Below are 15,040 nucleotides of genomic sequence, written 5' to 3'. Positions count from 1 at the left end.
CGGCGGCGGACGAGCCCGATGGTCCCCATGACTGAAGGCTCACCCAGCCCGCCGTCGGTCCCGGCCCATGGCAATGGCCGGCCCGAACGGGACTATCGCCGAGGTGGGCGACAAGGCAGTGCGGAGCTACCCGCCCCACACGGAGAATGAGCCGGAGTGCCCGGTGATCACGCTTTGGTAGATGACGAAGAGGCCGGCGAGCACGCCCAGGGCCAGCGCCGCGATACGGGCGGGGCGGGAGCGCTGGACTGCGGCCAGCGCCGGGATGCGCTTGGCCAGCGGCGTGAAGGTTGCGGCGAGCATCAGCAGAACCAGGAAGAAGAAGACGACGGCGGTCACCTTCAGGATGTCCCCCTGCCGGGCGTGGGCCTGGATGGCGTCCGTGGCGCCCCGGGTTGACTGCAGCTGCTCACCGGCGGCGGCCGTGAGCAGCGCCAGCGGGGCAAGGATCAGCGCCAGTACGCCAAGCGGCCAGGCGAGGTGCCGTCGGGTCCGGCCGGCCAGGCCGTAGGTGACGGCGCCCAGCCCGGCGAGCGGCCCGAAGACGACGACGGCGTGGACCAAAAGAATGTGGGCCGGAAGGCCGCCGATCAGCAACACGGGGATCTCCTTGCAGGTCAGAGAGGCGCGGGCACCTCGAATCTAACACCGGGGGAGCTGATCATCTATGGGTGTTGTCAGTCCGGTTGCCGGACCGCCGGCGGGCGGCAATGGACCGGATGCCCAGTCCTGCCAGTGCGACGGCCAGGGCCAACCCGACTGTGGGAAGTGCCCCGCCGGCGGGGCCAAGGGTTGCCGCCAGGATCTGCCGGCTCATCAGCAGCATCTCCTGCAGGTCGCCCGCCATCGCCCGTGTCCCGAGGACGTAACCGACAGAGATAAACAGGGCCGGGACCACCCACAGCAGGGCCAGGTCGGCGAGCCACACGACGGCGCGCCGCGCAGGACGAAGGCCGCACCACGCGAGGGCACAGCCCACAATGAGCGCCGGGATCCAGCGCGCCACCGCCGGCACCGCGGCGGGGATGTTGGTCTGCCCCACGAAGCCGGCAACCCACTCCCCAGCCCACGATGTGGCCGGCATCGCCATCAGCCCGGCGGCCAGCGCAGCCAGGGCCCGTGGCCTCGACACGAGGAGCAGGAACGCCACGAGGCTCGCGGCGATGCACGCGATGACGCCGGCCACAAGGCCGGCGAAGTAGATCCTTGCCAGCGTTCCGTCCGCCAGGCCGCCGTCGAGCACCGTGAACGACTGGACGGCGGCCGAGAACTGTACCGCAAGAACGCCGGACGCCGCGCACCACGCCACCAGCCGCCGCCGGGCAGGCTGCCATATGCGCACTGCGAGCCCGGCCGCCGCACCGCCCGCGGTAAGGAGAGCCACGAGGGTGGTGAGTTCGTACTGGCTCAGCGGCAGCAGCGAGACCGGCATCTGGTCCGGCATGACCTCGGCGCCCCACGAGTTCTGCAGCGGCAGCTGCGCCCCGGTGATTAGCCACGGTGCCAGGCCGAGCAGTCCGGCCAGGATTCCGAGCAGCCACCCCAGGACGGCATCCCCGGGTGGCGTTCGCTTCGTTTGCTGAAGGGGACGTGTCTGTTCCGGCAGGCTCACGGTGGCTCCTTGCGTGCATGGACGGTCGCGGTGGCGCCCAAAGAGCGGCAGCCACATAGTACACCGAATGGATTAACCGCAGCGCGGAAAATTTTCACAAGTGCGGAAACTTTTGAGGAATTTCCCGGAGGGTTCGAACGTTCCTTGGATAACGCCGCAGGCGTACCGCGCCAGGGGCGTAAGGGAGAGGACTAGGCGATGAAACACATCGGCCGATTTGGACCCCGAAACTCCGCTGCGGACGCAACGGCCCCACACCCCTGGAGCCGGTATGTGGCAATGGGAGATTCGTTTACCGAGGGTGTTGGCGACCCTGAGGAACGCTGTGCCGGAGGGCTCAGGGGATGGGCCGACCGGGTGGCGGAGGAACTCAGCGCAGGGCGCGACGATTTTGCCTACGCCAACCTGGCGATCCGCGGCCTGCTCCTGGGCCAGATTCTTGAACGGCAGACGGAACCAGCATTGGAGCTGAAACCGGACCTGATCACACTGTCGGCGGGCGGGAATGACATGGTGTTCCACCGTACCGACCCGGACAAGCTGGCCGGCAAGCTGGAAGCCGGCGTGGAGCGGCTGAGCGCCACCGGCGCCACCATCATGCTGTTCGCCGGACCCGACTGGCGGCGTACGCCGATCCTGGGGCGGAGCCGCTCCCGGATAGCCATCTTCAACGAGAACATCCGGATTGTCGCGGCCGCGCACAACTGCCTGCTGGTGGACCTGTGGACGCTGCCTGGACTCAGGGATCCGCGGATGTGGGATCCGGACCGGCTGCACTTCTCGCCGCTGGGCCACCACACCATCGCCATGCAGGTGCTGGACACCCTCCAGGTGCAGCACTCGCTCCAGCCGCTGGAGCCGAAGGCCCTGCCGCAGAGCAGCTGGCGCGACGCCAGGGCCGGAGACCTCGCGTGGGCGCGGAATTACTTCCTGCCCTGGGCGTGGCAGCGGATTGCCATGCAGCGCGTGGCCCTGCCGCTCGTCCACGATCATCCGGCTCCTGAGCCCCTGCTGCCCAAGCGGCCGGCGTTCGCCCCGGTTTATGCCGTGCGGACCGCGGTGAAGGCCGTAACTGAGTTCCTGGCGTAGCCGGCGTCAACGGGCCCTGCCGTTCGACGGCTGGTGGCCACCCGCCGTCGAAAAAGTGGCCGACGGCGGGTGGCTGGCAGCCATGCCCCGGGTGCCGGAAGAGTCAGCCGACGGCGGGCGCGAAGGCGATGTTTGAGAACTCGCTTCCGGTCGCGGCTCTGATCCAGTCGATCACGTCCTGCCGGTCGGTGCGGTACGAGAAGTTCGTTCCCTTGCAGTAGCGGTTGTGGTTGAACGACGTGATGCCGGTGATGGTGTTGGACTCGGCGGTGCCGTAGAACAGCGGGCCGCCGGAGTCAGCGTTGCAGGTGCCGCCGAGGCCGTTGCCGTTGCCGTTGGTCTGGACGTTGTAGCCGTCGGTGCTTGCGCTGGTGAGATTGGTCAGCTTGGACTGGGCCATGAGCCGTTCGCGGAAGGAGGTCTCGCCTGCAGCCGGGCTGGCCGCGGAGATTCCGTAACCGCTGGAGGTGAACGTGGTGTCCTGCTTCCCGCGCTTGGTGGCCAGTGCGTCGAGGGTCCCCGGCGCGGCAAGGCGGGCGTACTCGTCGAGCATGATCGGCTGCTCCAGGATCACCAGGCCGGCGTCCTTGGTTTCGGGGACCGCGTCCATGCCGGTGTATCCGTAGTTGTACATCTCATGGGAGGTGGCGCACTGGGTTCCGAGCGTCCCGTCCGCGCAGGCGTCCGGGTAGCCGGTGCCCGGATCGGTGCCGGTTTCCGGGCTCCAGCCCACGCCTGCGTCCTGCTGGAAGTAGACGCGGGCCGAGGAAACACCGGCGGTGCAGTGCCCGGCAGTGAGGAACACCGTCGGTGTCAGCAGGGAGCCCGAGCACCTGTGGTGGAACCCGCCGTGGGGATCGTAGAAAACGATGAGCCCAACGAAGGGGTGCTCGTTGTCCTTGACGTAGTCGCCGGTGATCGCACCGGCCGGGATTGCCGTCGTCACGGTCAGCATTGCAGCAACGGCCAGCACACCGCTTCCGGCGCGGAATTTCTTCAAAAAGCGCATACAAGCCCCAGCTTCCAGTCGCACGGGCAGCCGGCAACGCACGTCGGGGTACGCGGCGGGCGCCAGAAAACAAGTCACCGCCCAATTGGGGCGGTGACTTAAGATACCACCCGAAAGCCACTGTTTTTCTTGGGGAGAAAGCGGTGACCTACTGCACCAAGGAGAACGATGAGTTGCGCGTCCCGGATCTCGCAGATGATCCGGTAATCGCCGGGCGGCAGCGGTCCACCTAGGTGAGTGACTCCAGGAGCACGGTGCAGGCGTCTTCGCAGCGTCGGCAGGCCTCGGCGCAGATCCTGCAGTGCTCATGCATTTGCGCGTGCTTTTCGCATTCGGCAGCGCACGCGGCACTGGCGGTCCGGCAGGCCTCGAGCATGGACCGGACGATCGCGGAGCTGTCACCGGTCTGGCGGGTCAGGACGGCGCCGGTCACGGCGCAGATGTCCGCGCAGTCCAGGTCGGTCCGGATGCACCTGGCGAGATCAGCGACCTTCTCTTCGGCCAGGCAGGAATCGGCGCAGGCGGTACAGGTCTGGGCACATTCGAAGCAGGCGGCAATGCAGGCGGCAATGCAGGCGGCCAGCTTCTCCTTGTCCTCCGCGCCGGTGCCCCCCGGATGGGCATTGAGCATTGCGGTGATGTGCTGCGTCATGGTCTGCTCCTGTCGGTGGAATCTGCGCCTGCCACTTATGACGCCACCCTAGCCCCGCCCGGTTCTGCTGTCTGCCCTCCGGTTCGGGCGGGGATGCGTGGGTACAGCGTTGAGGTCAGCCGTCGTCTCTTGTCGGTTGTGGTGGTGCCGCTGCCGGATCCGCTGCCGCAGCCGGCCAGGGTGATTGCCGCAGCGATGGCGACGGGTTCAGTTTGACGCGGCGCAGCAGCTGGGCGTTGAGGGCGACGACGATGGTGGACACTGACATGAGCACGGCACCGGCCGCAGGGGAGAGCATGACGCCGGCGAAGGCCAGCACTCCTGCTGCCAGCGGGACGGAGATGACGTTGTAGCCCGTGGCCCAGACCAGGTTCTGCCACATCTTGCGGTAGCTGGCGCGGGACAGGTCCACCATGGAGAGCACGGCCCGCGGGTCGTTCCCGGCGAGCACCACGCCCGCTGATTCCATGGCGACGTCGGTTCCGGCACCGATGGCGATGCCGACTTCGGCCCGGGCCAGGGCGGGGGAGTCGTTGACGCCGTCCCCGACCATCGCCACCTTGAAACCCCGGCCCTGCAGTTCGCTGACCTTCTTGTCCTTGTCGGCCGGCAGGACCTCGGCGAAGACCTCATCGATGTTCAGCTCGTCCGCGACGGCCTGCGCAACTTGCCGGGCGTCGCCGGTGATCATGGCCACCTTGATGCCGCGGTCCTGCAGGGCCGCGACAGCCTGCCGGGATTCGGTTCGGACGGCGTCTTCGAGGCTGATGGCGCCCAACATCTTTCCGTCGGCCAGGACGTGGAGCACCGCGGCGCCGCGGTCCATCCAGGCCCCGGTAACCGCGGCCAGCTCAGGGGGTTCGGTGACCGTGAGTTCCCGCAGCAGAGCCGGTCCGCCCACCTGCACCGTCCGGCCGTCCACGCTGGCACCCGCGCCACGGCCCGTCATGGAGCTGAACCCGGTTGCCCGCAGAACGGGAAGGCCCTGGTTCCTGGCCGCCCGGACGATCGCGCGCGCGACAGGATGCTCGCTGTCCGCCTCCACCGCCGAGGCCAGGGCCAGCAGATCCTTCCGGCTCACGCCGTCGGCAGCTGCAATTTCCATTACCTCGGGCTCACCTTTGGTGAGGGTGCCGGTCTTGTCGAACAGCACGACGCCGACGGTGCGCATGCGCTCCAGCGCCATCCGGTTCTTGATCAGCACACCGGCGCGGGCTGCCTGCTCGGTGGAGATGGCGACCACCAGCGGGATGGCCAGGCCCAGGGCGTGCGGGCAGGCGATCACGAGGACGGTGACCGTGCGGGTGACCGCCTCCGGGACGTTGCCCAGCAGGGTCCAGGCGATGAAGGTGATGACGCCGGCACCGGCGGCGAAGTAGAACAGGAACGCCGCTGCCCGGTCGGCAAGTGCCTGCGCCCTTGACGATGAGGCCTGGGCCTCGGCCACCAGCCGCTGGATGCCCGCCAGTGCAGTGTCGTCACCGACGGCGGTGATGCGGACCCGGACCGTATTGTCCGTGGCCACCGTGCCGGCGATGACCCTGTCCCCGGGAGAGCGGGGCACCGTCTTGGATTCGCCGGTGATCATCGATTCGTCGAATTCAGCCTGCCCGTCGGTCACGGTGCCGTCCGCGGGCATCCGCGCCCCGGACCGGACCAGCACCAGGTCCCCGGCCCGGAGTTCGGAGACACCGACGGTTTCTGTGCCGGCGTCGGTGATGCGCTCGGCCTCGTCCGGCAGCAGTGCTGCCAGGGCGTCCAGGGCTCCCTGTGCCGATCCGAGGGCGCGCATCTCTATCCAGTGACCCAGCAGCATGATGGCCACGAGCAGCGCCAGCTCCCACCAGAAGTCCAGGTCGAAGCCGCCGAGGCCCAGGCTGGTCACCCAGGAGGCGACGAACGCGACGCTGATCGCCATGCCGATCAGCAGCATCATGCCCGGGCGGCGTGCCCTGAGTTCATTCAGGCCGCCCCTGAGGAACGGCTGGCCGCCGTAGAGAAAGATGACTGTGCCCAGGACAGGCGGGATCCACGTGGACCCCGGGAACTCGGGCGGCATGTAGCCGAGCAGGTCCCCGAACATCGGGCTGAAATAGACCACCGGAACGGACAGCGCCAAAGTCAGCCAGAACCGGTTCTTGAACATGGCGGTGCTGTGCCCGGCGTGCTGGCCGTGGGCATGCACCACGTGGTCGTCGTGGTCGTCGTGGGCGTCATGGCCCGCATGCGGACGGTGTCCGTCCGCCCGGGACGGGTTCGACGGCGGCCCGGCAGAGTCTGCGGTCAGCGGCAGGTCACGGGGTTTGGTTGATTCACGCATGTCAGTTCCATTCCACGAGGACGGATGGGTGCGCTGGGGTTGAACGGCTGTGACGGGGAGGGAGTCCCCTGGACATACCACTTCACTGACAACACCAGAAATATACCCCCTGGGGGTATCTACGTCAAGGGCTCCGGCCGCCTTACGGGCCCGGCCTGTGAGGACTTTCGCGGACCCGTGGCTGGTGGGGCATGGGCTGACTCTGGCGTCAGTGGTGCATGGTTTCCTGGTCGCGGTGGGCGGCCGGTTCGATCTGGAAGGTGGAGTGTTCGATGCTGACTTCGAAGTGTTCGGCAACGCAGCGCTGCAGGTCGGCCAGGATGGTGGCGGCGTGCCCGTCCTTCATGCAGGTGTCCTGGACCGTGACGTGGGCGGAGAGGACCGGTGTCCCGGAGGCGACGAGGGAGGCGTGCAGGTCATGGACGTCAATGACGTGGGGCAGGGCCAGGATGTGTTCGCGGACCTCGCCCAGGTCCAGGCCCGCGGGTGCGTTTTCCATCAGGACGTTGACCGTGTCGCGCAGGAGCCTCAGGGTGCGCGGGATGATCAGCGCACCGATGAGCAGGGAGACCACGGCGTCGGCCCGGGTCCAGCCGGTAAGGGTAATGATGATGGCGGCCGCGATGACGGCGACCGATCCCAGCGCATCATTCAGGACCTCGAGGAACGCGGCCCTCATATTGAAGTTGTGGTGCCGGCCGGACGCGAGGACAAGGAGCCCGATGGCGTTGCCTGCCAGGCCGACGACGCCGAACCACAGCATTGTGGATCCGCCGACCTCCGGGGGTTCAAGGAGGCGGCGGATGCCTTCGACGAGGACGAAACCGCCCACGCCGAGCAGCAGGGCTGCCTGCCCCGCGGCGGCGACGATTTCGGCCCGTTTGTAGCCCCAGGTGCGTTTCAGGGTGGCCGGTTTCAGGGCCAATGATGCGGCGATCAGGGCGATGAGCAGCCCGGCGGCGTCGGTGAACATGTGCCCGGCGTCGGCCAGCAGCGCCAGGCTCCCGGTCAGGAAAGTGCCCACGACCTCTGCCACCATGACCGCGGCGGTGATCGCGAAGACAATGACCAGTTTTCCGCGCTGGCTGCCGGCGTCGGCACCGTGGCTGTGGTCGTGTCCGCTCATGGCTTCCGCCCCGAACGGTTGGCTGTCACCGGCAGTCCCAGCGGCTGGGGTGCCGGACCGGCAGCGCAGTCCTCGCAGCACCCGCCGGCCGGTTCGGAATCGTGTACGGCCCGGTCGGCATGCCCGGCGTCTGCAACCGAGTGCGGGAGAGTGCAGCAGACGTCCCCGCGCCAGGCGTTGATGCCTTCGCGGACCGCGACGGCGGCAATCACCAGGGCGGCGCCGGCGTCGGCCCACCACCAGCCCAGTGTGCTGTTGAGGACCAGGCCGAGCAGCAGGACCGCCGACAGGTAGGTACACAGCAGCGTCTGTTTGGAATCCGCCACTGCGGTTTTGGAGCCGAGTTCTCGGCCCGCCCGGCGCTGCAGCCACGACAGGACGGGCATGATGGCCAGGCTCAGGGCGGCGATCACGATCCCCGGGACCGAATGCTGGGCCTCGCCCGCGCCGGTCAGTGACCGGACGGCGTCGACTCCCACGAACGCGGCCAGGGCGAAAAACGACACAGCGATGATCCGCAGGGTCAGGTGCTCGCGCTGCTCCGGGTCCTTGGCGGAGAACTGCCAGGACAGGGCCAGGGCCGAGGCCACCTCGATGACGGAATCCAGGCCGAACCCGATCAGGGCGGATGAATCCGCGACGCCCCCTGCCCACAGGGCGGCGGCAGCCTCAACCAGGTTGTACGTGATCGTCGCCGCGGCGAAGAACCTGATGCGCCGGGTCAGCACGGCCCGTCGTGCCGCGGCGGAGGACAGTTGTACCGTGCTCACGCCAGGCACGTCCCGTCGGGGGCGCAGCAGGCGGGATCAACAGCCAGCACCACGCCGATCAGGTCGCGGATCGCATGGCCCAGCCGGGCGTCGGCGAGCTCGTACCGGGTCCGCCGGCCGTCGGGAACGGCCACCACCAGTCCGCAGCCGCGCAGGCACGTCAGGTGGTTGGACATGCTCTGCCGCGACACCGCGAGGGAGTCGGCAAGCTCGGACGGATAGCCCGGGGCGCCCGCCAGGGCGAGCAGGATCCGGGCACGGGTCGGGTCTGAGACCGCATATCCGAACCGGGCCAGCACGGGCGCGTGCGTGAGGGTTTCCATGGCCCCAAAGTACATCGCTGAATGTATTCAGACAATTGAGTATCGGCAGCCGGAATGTCACCTCCTTGACGCAGACATAGATGAGTGTGAATATTCATATGTGTCTATGTCTCTGCAACTGACCCCCGTTCAAACGGTGGCGTGCTGCTCGCCGCTGACCCGGGAACCGCTCTCTGCATCCGAAGCGGATGGAATAGCCCCGCTGCTGAAGGCGCTGGCTGATCCGGTGCGGCTGCGGCTGATGTCCCTGGTCGCCTCCCACGAGGGCGGCGAGGCCTGCGTCTGCGATCTGAATGACGCGTTTGACCTGTCGCAGCCGACGATCAGCCACCACCTGAAGCTGCTGCACGAGGTGGGGCTGCTGGACCGCGAGAAGCGGGGTGTGTGGGTGTATTACCGGGCGCGCACCGAGGCACTGGAGAATCTGGCCGCCCTGATCGGGGGGCAGGCGAAGTGACCGTACTGGTGAGGCGGGCCGGTGCGGAGTTCGTCGGCACGGCGTTCCTGGTCATGGCCGTCGTTGGCTCCGGCGTCATGGCGTCCAGGCTTTCCCCGAACGACGTCGGGCTGCAGCTGCTGCAGAACAGCCTCGCCACCGGTGCCGCCCTAATGGCGCTGATCGTGGCGCTGCAGCCGGTCTCGGCATCGTTCAATCCGGTGGTGACCCTGGTGGAGCGTGCCCTGGGCATGATCGACACGAAGGCTGCCCTGGCCCTGATTGCCGCCCAGTTCCTCGGCGGCCTGGCCGGGACGGTCCTGGCGAACCTGATGTTCGACGTCGGCCCCGTCACGTTTTCCAGCCATGAACGTTCCGGCACCGGCCTATGGCTCGGCGAGGTCATCGCCACGGCCGGGCTGCTGCTTGTAGTGTTCGGCACGGTCCGCTCCGGCAGGGCGGACCGGGTGGCGTTCGCCGTCGGCGGCTACATCACCGCGGCGTACTGGTTCACGAGCTCCACCAGTTTCGCCAACCCCGCCGTGACGGTCGCCCGGACCATCACCGATACGTTCGCCGGGATCGCGCCGGCCTCCGCTCCCGGCTTCATCCTGGCCCAGCTCCTCGGCGGCGCCGCAGGCTTCGTCCTGGTCCGCTTCCTCTACCCGATGCTTGTCCCAGCCACTGCCAATTCCGCCGCGGAAGCGGCCAACCGAAAGGTGCTCTCATGACCGGGAAACCCTCCGTCCTGTTCGTCTGTGTCCACAACGCCGGCCGCTCCCAGATGGCCGCCGCGTTCCTCACCACCCTGTCCCAGGGCACAATCGAGGTCCGCTCCGCCGGATCCCAGCCGGCGGACAAGGTAAACCCGTCCGCCGTCGAGGCCATGGCCGAGGTGGGGATCGACATGTCCACCGAGATCCCGAAGGTCCTCACTACCGAGGCGGTGAAGGATTCCGACGTCGTGATCACCATGGGCTGTGGCGATGAATGCCCCTACTTCCCCGGCAAGCGCTACGAGGACTGGGTCCTGGAGGATCCGGCCGGCAAGGGCGTGGACTCCGTCCGGCCCATCCGCGACGAGATCAAGACCCGGGTGGAGGCCCTGATCGCCTCCCTGACTCCGGCCTCAGCATAAGCAAACCCGCAAGGGGAGGGGGTGACACTGATGAACACCGGCTGCTGCGACGACGATTGCTGCGAGGACGGACAGGACTGCTGCTGACCGCCCGCCCATATCCGGCCTGCCCGCCCCAAACCAGCGGGCAGGCCAACAGAGCTGCGTAGGTCCCGCCAGCACCGGACTCCGGGCCGAAGTAGCTGGCGCCTGCTCTATCCCCGGACCCCGGCAGGCCATAAGCTCCGAGCATGTCATCAGTCATCGTTTGCAGCGGCCCCCACGACGGCCACGTTTCGCCCATGCTCGGAGTCGCTCGCCACCTGATTGACCGCGGTCACCGGGTCCGGTTTCTGACCGGCCCCGCCTACCAGGACGCGGTGAAGGCCATCGGGGCCGAGTTCCTGCCGCTGGGTCCCGGCGCCGAATACTCCGCCGAGCCCAGCGCGGCCACCGGCGTCCAGGCGATCCGCGAGGGCATCCGCGGCCTGGTGATCGAGCCGGCCCGCGGCCAGTATCTGCCGCTCGAGGCGGCAATTGCGGCCGAGAAGACCGACGCGGTCCTGGCGGAGGTCACCTTCATGGGCGCCGCCACCCTGTCCAGGCTTCCGCGCCACCAGCGCCCCGCCGTCATCGCCTGCGGAATCCTGCCGGTGACCCTGTCCAGCCAGGACTGCGCCCCGTACGGTTCGGGCCTGGCGCCGGGCAAGGGAAAGGCAGCACGCCTGCGGAACCGGGCGCTGAACTGGATGGTCTCCAATGTTGTGCTGAAGGACAGCCAGCAGCAGGTGGACGAACTCACCCGGGAACTGGTGGGCGTGGGGCTGGACGGGCTGTTCATCCTGGACTGGGCCCGCCGCACCGAACTCATCGCCCAGTTCACCGTGGAGGAGTTCGAGTACCCGCGCTCGGACGCGCCGGACAACCTGCGCTTTTTCGGGCCCATGTCCCGGCATGCCGCCTCCGCCTCCGTGACCCCCAAGCCGGAGTGGTGGGGCGAGCTGGACGGCTCCCGCCCGGTTGTCTACGTGACGCAGGGGACCGTCTCCAACGAGGACTTCACCGCCCTTGTCGGCCCCACGCTCGAGGGCCTTGCGGAGGAGGACGTCACTGTCGTCGTCAGCACCGGCCGCCGCCCGCTGTCAGCGCTTCCGCCGTTGCCCGCCAATGCCCGCGCCGCCGAGTTCCTGCCGGACGCGGAGCTCCTGCCGAAGGTCGCCGTCTACATCACCAACGGCGGCTACGGCGGCCTCCATTACGCGATGGAAAACGGCGTGCCCATCGTGGTGGCGGGGGATACCGAGGACAAACCGGAGGGGGCCGCCCGGGTGGCCTGGGCCGGCGTCGGAATTAATCTCAAAACGGGACGGCCCAAGCCGAAGGCCATCCGCCGCGCTGTGCGAAAGGTGCTCAGCGACGGCCGGTACCGGGCCGGAAGCCAGCGGATCGGGGCGGCGATTGCCGCTTCCCCGGGTGTGGACGGGCTCATCGACGAGATGGAAGCGATGCTGCGGAGGGCGTGAACGGCATGGACAGTGCAGGGGACCTGACCGGCAGCCGTGCGCTGGAACACCTCCAGCATCCGCGCTTCGCCCGGGCCTACGCGCGTGCGGTCGGGCGAATGAACCGCCGCGGCGCCTCCGAACACCGCCGCCGCGTGCTGGCCGGCCTGCACGGGACGGTCATCGAGATCGGTGCCGGGGACGGATCGGCCTTTGCGCTCTACCCGCCGGCAGTCACCCACGTTCTGGCCCTTGAGCCCGACGACTACCTCAGAAGCCTTGCCCTGAACCGTGCCGCCACGTCCGCCGTGGCGGTGACGGTGAGGCCTGCTGCAGCCGAGCGCATCCCGGCCGACGACGGCACTGCGGATGCCGTCGTCGCCAGCCTCGTGCTGTGCAGCGTCGCGGACCAGGCTGCCGCGCTCGCGGAAATCCGGCGCGTCCTGCGCCCCGGCGGGACCCTGGCCTACTACGAGCACGTCCGCTCTGCGCGCCCCGTCCTGGCGGCCGTCGAAGACCTGCTCACACCGGCATGGAAGCGCCTGGCCGGAGGATGCCACCCCAACCGGGATACCCTCGGTGCCATAACCGCGGCCGGCTTCACCATCCAGGACAACCAGAGGTTCGGCTTCGCCGTCCAGCCGATGACCCCGCAGGTGGCCCACATCCTGGGCCACGCCACCAGCCCGGGGCCGCCCGCTCACTAAGCCAGTCGATTTAGCCTGTCGATTGAGCTTGTCGAAGTCCGGGCCCTGGCGGGCCGGGAAGTACGACGGCGGCACCTCGCTTGGTGGGTCAGGCCAGGTTTTCCTTGAGCAGCGCGCGGTGTTCGACGGCGGCTGCCTGGTGGAGCTTTTGGCCCGCCGCCGTGAGTTTGAGGTACAGCGACCGGCGGTCGTCCGCACAGGACTGGCGGGTCAGCAGGCCGGCCTTCTCCAGCCGGTCCACCACCTTGGAGACGGCGCTCTGGCTCATGGGAGTCCGCTCGCCGAGTTCCTTCATCCGGCACGATGCCTTGCTGTTCTCCGCCACGAGGTCCAGGATCTCGAACTCGTTCAGGCCGATGTCGAACTTGGCTTCCAGCGCCCGGTCAAGGGCGCACGAAGTGCGGAAGTACGCGTCCTGGATGCTGCGCCATTGCTCAACCAGCAGGCGGTCCGTCGTTGAAGCCATGCCCTGATTTTAGACGAAAGGCGAACTGAAGTCCACGTCATAATATTCCGGGTCATATTCCTTGTCATTGAATGACGCGTCATATAGATTTCTGGACATGACATCACCTACCACCCTCGAACGAACTGCCGGACCCATCGCCACGGCCGTCCGCTGGACCCGGGCCCAGTGGCTGCTGCTGATGGTTGTCTGCACCGTGCTGGCCCTGGACGGGCTGGACGTGTCCATGGTGGGCGTCGCCCTGCCGTCCATCGGCCACGAACTGAACCTCGGCACGGACGCCCTGCAGTGGATTGTCTCCGCGTACGTCCTTGGCTACGGCAGCCTGCTGCTCCTGGGCGGCCGGCTCGCCGACCTCCTGGGCCGCCGCCGCATCTTCCTCATTGCCCTCTCGGTCTTCGCGGCCGCCTCCCTGCTGGGCGGACTCGTGGATGACCCCGCCATCCTCATCGCCACTCGGTTTGTGAAGGGCCTCGCGGCCGCGTTCACCGCGCCCACGGGCTTCTCCATCATCACCACCAACTTCGCCGAGGGCCGCGAGCGGAACAAGGCACTCTCCATCTTCACCACGTTCGGCGCCAGCGGCTTCTCCCTGGGGCTCGTCGTCGGCGGCCTCATGACCAGCCTCAGCTGGCGCTGGACGTTCCTGGTCTCCGTGCCGATCGCTGTCCTGGTAGTCATCCTGGGCAACCGCTTCATCCCGCGGGACACGCCTGATGCCACGGACAGCGGCCACGACATCTGGGGCGCCGTCACGCTCGCGCTTGGCATGCTGGGACTCGTTTACACGCTGGTGTCCGCACCGGAACAGGGCTGGGGATCTGTGGCAACAATCGCCGGATTCATCATCTCTGCCGCGGTGCTGGCTGCCTTCGCCGTCATCGAGAACAAGGTCAGGCACCCGCTCATCCGCTTTGGCATCCTGCGCGAGGGCTGGGTGGCGCGGGCCAACCTCAGTGCGGTAGGGCTGTTCGGCTCCTACCTCAGCTTCCAGTTCATCGTGACGCTTTTCCTGCAGTCCGCCCTGGGGTGGAGCCCGCTGGCGATGGCACTCGCACTGCTGCCGACCGGACTGATCGTCGCCACCAGCGCACCGTTCGCCGACCGCCTGATCAACGTGTTCGGTGCCACCCGGCTGATCCTGGCCGGACTGGCCGCCATGGGGCTTGGCTACGTCCTGTTCCTCCGGGTGGGCACCACGCCCAACTACGCCCTGGACATCCTGCCGTCGATCATCCTGCTGGGCATCGGCTTTGCCCTGGCCTTCCCGTCCATCAACGTCCAGGCGACCGCGGGCATCAGGGACTCCGAGCAGGGCCTGGCAGCCGGGCTCATCCAGACCAGCACCCAGGTGGGGGCCGCCCTGGTCCTGGCAGTCACCACCGCCATGGTCAGCGGAGGGCATTCCGACGCCGGCACCGCCCCGAGTGCCGCCGCCATGCTTGAGCAGTTCCGGCCGGGCCTGGTGCTGAGTGCCGCCGTCGCCATCGCCGCGCTGCTGGTCGCGGCTGTGCCGGCCCGACGGCGGGCGGTCGCCTTGGCTGCCTAGGCTCGCGCCTACGACAGCACCAGCCAGACGCCTAACGCCCCGAGGGCAACGCAGGCTCCGGCGGTCCAGAAGACGGCGGAAATGTCCGGGGCCAGATGCCCGGCCCGGATTCCTTCCACGCTGCGCCGGTAGCGCCGCCGCTGGGTGGAGTAGATGCCGGTCCCGGCGGCAACGGTGAGGCCGAACATCGCCAGGACGAACGGTCCCTGGTCCGGAAGCCAGCGGAGGCACACCGCGCTCGCGGCAATCAGCGTCAGGACCGTCCGGCCCCAGGCGAGGGCGGTGCGCTCGGGCTGGAGCCCCGGGTCGCCGTCGAGCGGGCCGTCGGCGGGAAGGGGAGCGGTGGCCGGTTCTTCATTCAT

Annotated in this window: 17 protein-coding genes; 7 read left to right on the top strand and 10 right to left on the bottom strand. The window is 68.2% G+C overall.

From position 1 onward, the window contains the following. Positions 1 to 126: 126 nt before the first annotated feature. Entirely contained in the window at positions 127 to 600 is a 474-nt protein-coding gene (locus QFZ23_RS19320; protein ID WP_306925408.1) for a hypothetical protein, read from the bottom strand. Between the two features lie 61 nt (positions 601 to 661). After that, positions 662 to 1,612 carry a hypothetical protein gene (locus QFZ23_RS19315; RefSeq protein WP_306925405.1) on the bottom strand — a complete coding sequence of 317 codons (951 nt, stop codon included), beginning with the start codon at positions 1,610 to 1,612 and terminating at the stop codon, positions 662 to 664. Positions 1,613 to 1,891: 279 nt separating this feature from the next. On the opposite strand from QFZ23_RS19315, the gene QFZ23_RS19310 reads away from it, so the two are divergent. After that, positions 1,892 to 2,701: an SGNH/GDSL hydrolase family protein gene (locus QFZ23_RS19310; protein ID WP_306926940.1), complete on the top strand. Its 810-nt coding sequence runs from the start codon at positions 1,892 to 1,894 to the stop codon at positions 2,699 to 2,701. A 103-nt stretch (positions 2,702 to 2,804) separates the two neighbouring features. Here the strand turns inward: QFZ23_RS19310 and QFZ23_RS19305 are convergent, their stop codons facing one another. From QFZ23_RS19305 to QFZ23_RS19280, 6 genes are all read right to left on the bottom strand, one after another. Further along, the gene (locus tag QFZ23_RS19305) at positions 2,805 to 3,710 is read right to left on the bottom strand and encodes a trypsin-like serine protease (RefSeq protein WP_306925403.1); all 906 of its coding nucleotides are present in this window, start codon (positions 3,708 to 3,710) and stop codon (positions 2,805 to 2,807) included. Positions 3,711 to 3,939: 229 nt separating this feature from the next. After that, positions 3,940 to 4,362, bottom strand: coding sequence for a four-helix bundle copper-binding protein (locus QFZ23_RS19300; protein WP_306925401.1), 423 nt, complete (start codon positions 4,360 to 4,362; stop codon positions 3,940 to 3,942). A 115-nt stretch (positions 4,363 to 4,477) separates the two neighbouring features. Continuing rightward, positions 4,478 to 6,682: a copper-translocating P-type ATPase gene (locus tag QFZ23_RS19295; RefSeq protein ID WP_306925399.1), complete on the bottom strand. Its 2,205-nt coding sequence runs from the start codon at positions 6,680 to 6,682 to the stop codon at positions 4,478 to 4,480. Between the two features lie 208 nt (positions 6,683 to 6,890). Then, complete coding sequence (locus QFZ23_RS19290) at positions 6,891 to 7,808, bottom strand: cation diffusion facilitator family transporter (RefSeq protein ID WP_306925397.1); 918 nt, start codon at positions 7,806 to 7,808, stop codon at positions 6,891 to 6,893. Continuing rightward, complete coding sequence (locus QFZ23_RS19285) at positions 7,805 to 8,578, bottom strand: cation transporter (RefSeq protein ID WP_306925396.1); 774 nt, start codon at positions 8,576 to 8,578, stop codon at positions 7,805 to 7,807. Before QFZ23_RS19285 ends, QFZ23_RS19290 begins: the two co-directional genes overlap by 4 nt. Next, the gene (locus QFZ23_RS19280; RefSeq protein ID WP_306925393.1) at positions 8,575 to 8,901 is read right to left on the bottom strand and encodes an ArsR/SmtB family transcription factor; all 327 of its coding nucleotides are present in this window, start codon (positions 8,899 to 8,901) and stop codon (positions 8,575 to 8,577) included. The genes QFZ23_RS19285 and QFZ23_RS19280 overlap by 4 nt, the downstream gene beginning before the upstream one ends. A gap of 106 nt (positions 8,902 to 9,007) precedes the next feature. On the opposite strand from QFZ23_RS19280, the gene QFZ23_RS19275 reads away from it, so the two are divergent. The 5 genes from QFZ23_RS19275 (at position 9,008) to QFZ23_RS19255 (ending at position 12,663) form a co-directional block, all read left to right on the top strand. Next, positions 9,008 to 9,358 carry an ArsR/SmtB family transcription factor gene (locus QFZ23_RS19275; RefSeq protein ID WP_306925392.1) on the top strand — a complete coding sequence of 117 codons (351 nt, stop codon included), beginning with the start codon at positions 9,008 to 9,010 and terminating at the stop codon, positions 9,356 to 9,358. Next, positions 9,355 to 10,068: an aquaporin gene (locus tag QFZ23_RS19270; RefSeq protein WP_306925388.1), complete on the top strand. Its 714-nt coding sequence runs from the start codon at positions 9,355 to 9,357 to the stop codon at positions 10,066 to 10,068. The genes QFZ23_RS19275 and QFZ23_RS19270 overlap by 4 nt, the downstream gene beginning before the upstream one ends. Then, positions 10,065 to 10,475: an arsenate reductase ArsC gene (locus tag QFZ23_RS19265; RefSeq protein WP_306925387.1), complete on the top strand. Its 411-nt coding sequence runs from the start codon at positions 10,065 to 10,067 to the stop codon at positions 10,473 to 10,475. Before QFZ23_RS19270 ends, QFZ23_RS19265 begins: the two co-directional genes overlap by 4 nt. A gap of 230 nt (positions 10,476 to 10,705) precedes the next feature. Next, the gene (locus QFZ23_RS19260) at positions 10,706 to 11,977 is read left to right on the top strand and encodes a nucleotide disphospho-sugar-binding domain-containing protein (RefSeq protein WP_306925385.1); all 1,272 of its coding nucleotides are present in this window, start codon (positions 10,706 to 10,708) and stop codon (positions 11,975 to 11,977) included. Positions 11,978 to 11,982: 5 nt separating this feature from the next. Beyond that, positions 11,983 to 12,663, top strand: coding sequence for a class I SAM-dependent methyltransferase (locus QFZ23_RS19255; RefSeq protein ID WP_306925384.1), 681 nt, complete (start codon positions 11,983 to 11,985; stop codon positions 12,661 to 12,663). Positions 12,664 to 12,751: 88 nt separating this feature from the next. Here the strand turns inward: QFZ23_RS19255 and QFZ23_RS19250 are convergent, their stop codons facing one another. Continuing rightward, positions 12,752 to 13,129 (bottom strand): MarR family winged helix-turn-helix transcriptional regulator, encoded by a 378-nt coding sequence (locus tag QFZ23_RS19250; protein WP_306925382.1) that lies wholly within the window; start codon positions 13,127 to 13,129, stop codon positions 12,752 to 12,754. A 97-nt stretch (positions 13,130 to 13,226) separates the two neighbouring features. Between QFZ23_RS19250 and QFZ23_RS19245 the strand changes: the two genes are divergently transcribed. Beyond that, on the top strand, positions 13,227 to 14,678 hold the full coding sequence (locus QFZ23_RS19245; protein WP_306925380.1) for an MFS transporter: 1,452 nt from the start codon (positions 13,227 to 13,229) through the stop codon (positions 14,676 to 14,678). An 8-nt stretch (positions 14,679 to 14,686) separates the two neighbouring features. Here the strand turns inward: QFZ23_RS19245 and QFZ23_RS19240 are convergent, their stop codons facing one another. After that, positions 14,687 to 15,040: a DUF202 domain-containing protein gene (locus QFZ23_RS19240; protein ID WP_306925378.1), complete on the bottom strand. Its 354-nt coding sequence runs from the start codon at positions 15,038 to 15,040 to the stop codon at positions 14,687 to 14,689.

Source organism: Arthrobacter globiformis (genome assembly GCF_030818015.1).
GTDB lineage: Bacteria > Actinomycetota > Actinomycetes > Actinomycetales > Micrococcaceae > Arthrobacter > Arthrobacter globiformis_C.
The sequence above is the reverse complement of the archived record's forward strand: the minus strand, read 5'-3'. Positions and strand labels throughout refer to the sequence as shown.

What these genes read in the sequence shown, in the direction of transcription:
- QFZ23_RS19310 (WP_306926940.1), top strand. Translation starts at nt 1,892, where the DNA reads ATGGGAGATTCGTTTACCGAGGGTGTTGGCGACCCTGAGGAACGCTGT.
- QFZ23_RS19305 (WP_306925403.1), bottom strand. Translation starts at nt 3,710, where the DNA reads ATGCGCTTTTTGAAGAAATTCCGCGCCGGAAGCGGTGTGCTGGCCGTT.
- QFZ23_RS19300 (WP_306925401.1), bottom strand. Translation starts at nt 4,362, where the DNA reads ATGACGCAGCACATCACCGCAATGCTCAATGCCCATCCGGGGGGCACC.
- QFZ23_RS19295 (WP_306925399.1), bottom strand. Translation starts at nt 6,682, where the DNA reads ATGCGTGAATCAACCAAACCCCGTGACCTGCCGCTGACCGCAGACTCT.
- QFZ23_RS19290 (WP_306925397.1), bottom strand. Translation starts at nt 7,808, where the DNA reads ATGAGCGGACACGACCACAGCCACGGTGCCGACGCCGGCAGCCAGCGC.
- QFZ23_RS19280 (WP_306925393.1), bottom strand. Translation starts at nt 8,901, where the DNA reads ATGGAAACCCTCACGCACGCGCCCGTGCTGGCCCGGTTCGGATATGCG.
- QFZ23_RS19275 (WP_306925392.1), top strand. Translation starts at nt 9,008, where the DNA reads ATGTCTCTGCAACTGACCCCCGTTCAAACGGTGGCGTGCTGCTCGCCG.
- QFZ23_RS19265 (WP_306925387.1), top strand. Translation starts at nt 10,065, where the DNA reads ATGACCGGGAAACCCTCCGTCCTGTTCGTCTGTGTCCACAACGCCGGC.
- QFZ23_RS19260 (WP_306925385.1), top strand. Translation starts at nt 10,706, where the DNA reads ATGTCATCAGTCATCGTTTGCAGCGGCCCCCACGACGGCCACGTTTCG.
- QFZ23_RS19255 (WP_306925384.1), top strand. Translation starts at nt 11,983, where the DNA reads ATGGACAGTGCAGGGGACCTGACCGGCAGCCGTGCGCTGGAACACCTC.
- QFZ23_RS19250 (WP_306925382.1), bottom strand. Translation starts at nt 13,129, where the DNA reads ATGGCTTCAACGACGGACCGCCTGCTGGTTGAGCAATGGCGCAGCATC.
- QFZ23_RS19245 (WP_306925380.1), top strand. Translation starts at nt 13,227, where the DNA reads ATGACATCACCTACCACCCTCGAACGAACTGCCGGACCCATCGCCACG.
- QFZ23_RS19240 (WP_306925378.1), bottom strand. Translation starts at nt 15,040, where the DNA reads ATGAATGAAGAACCGGCCACCGCTCCCCTTCCCGCCGACGGCCCGCTC.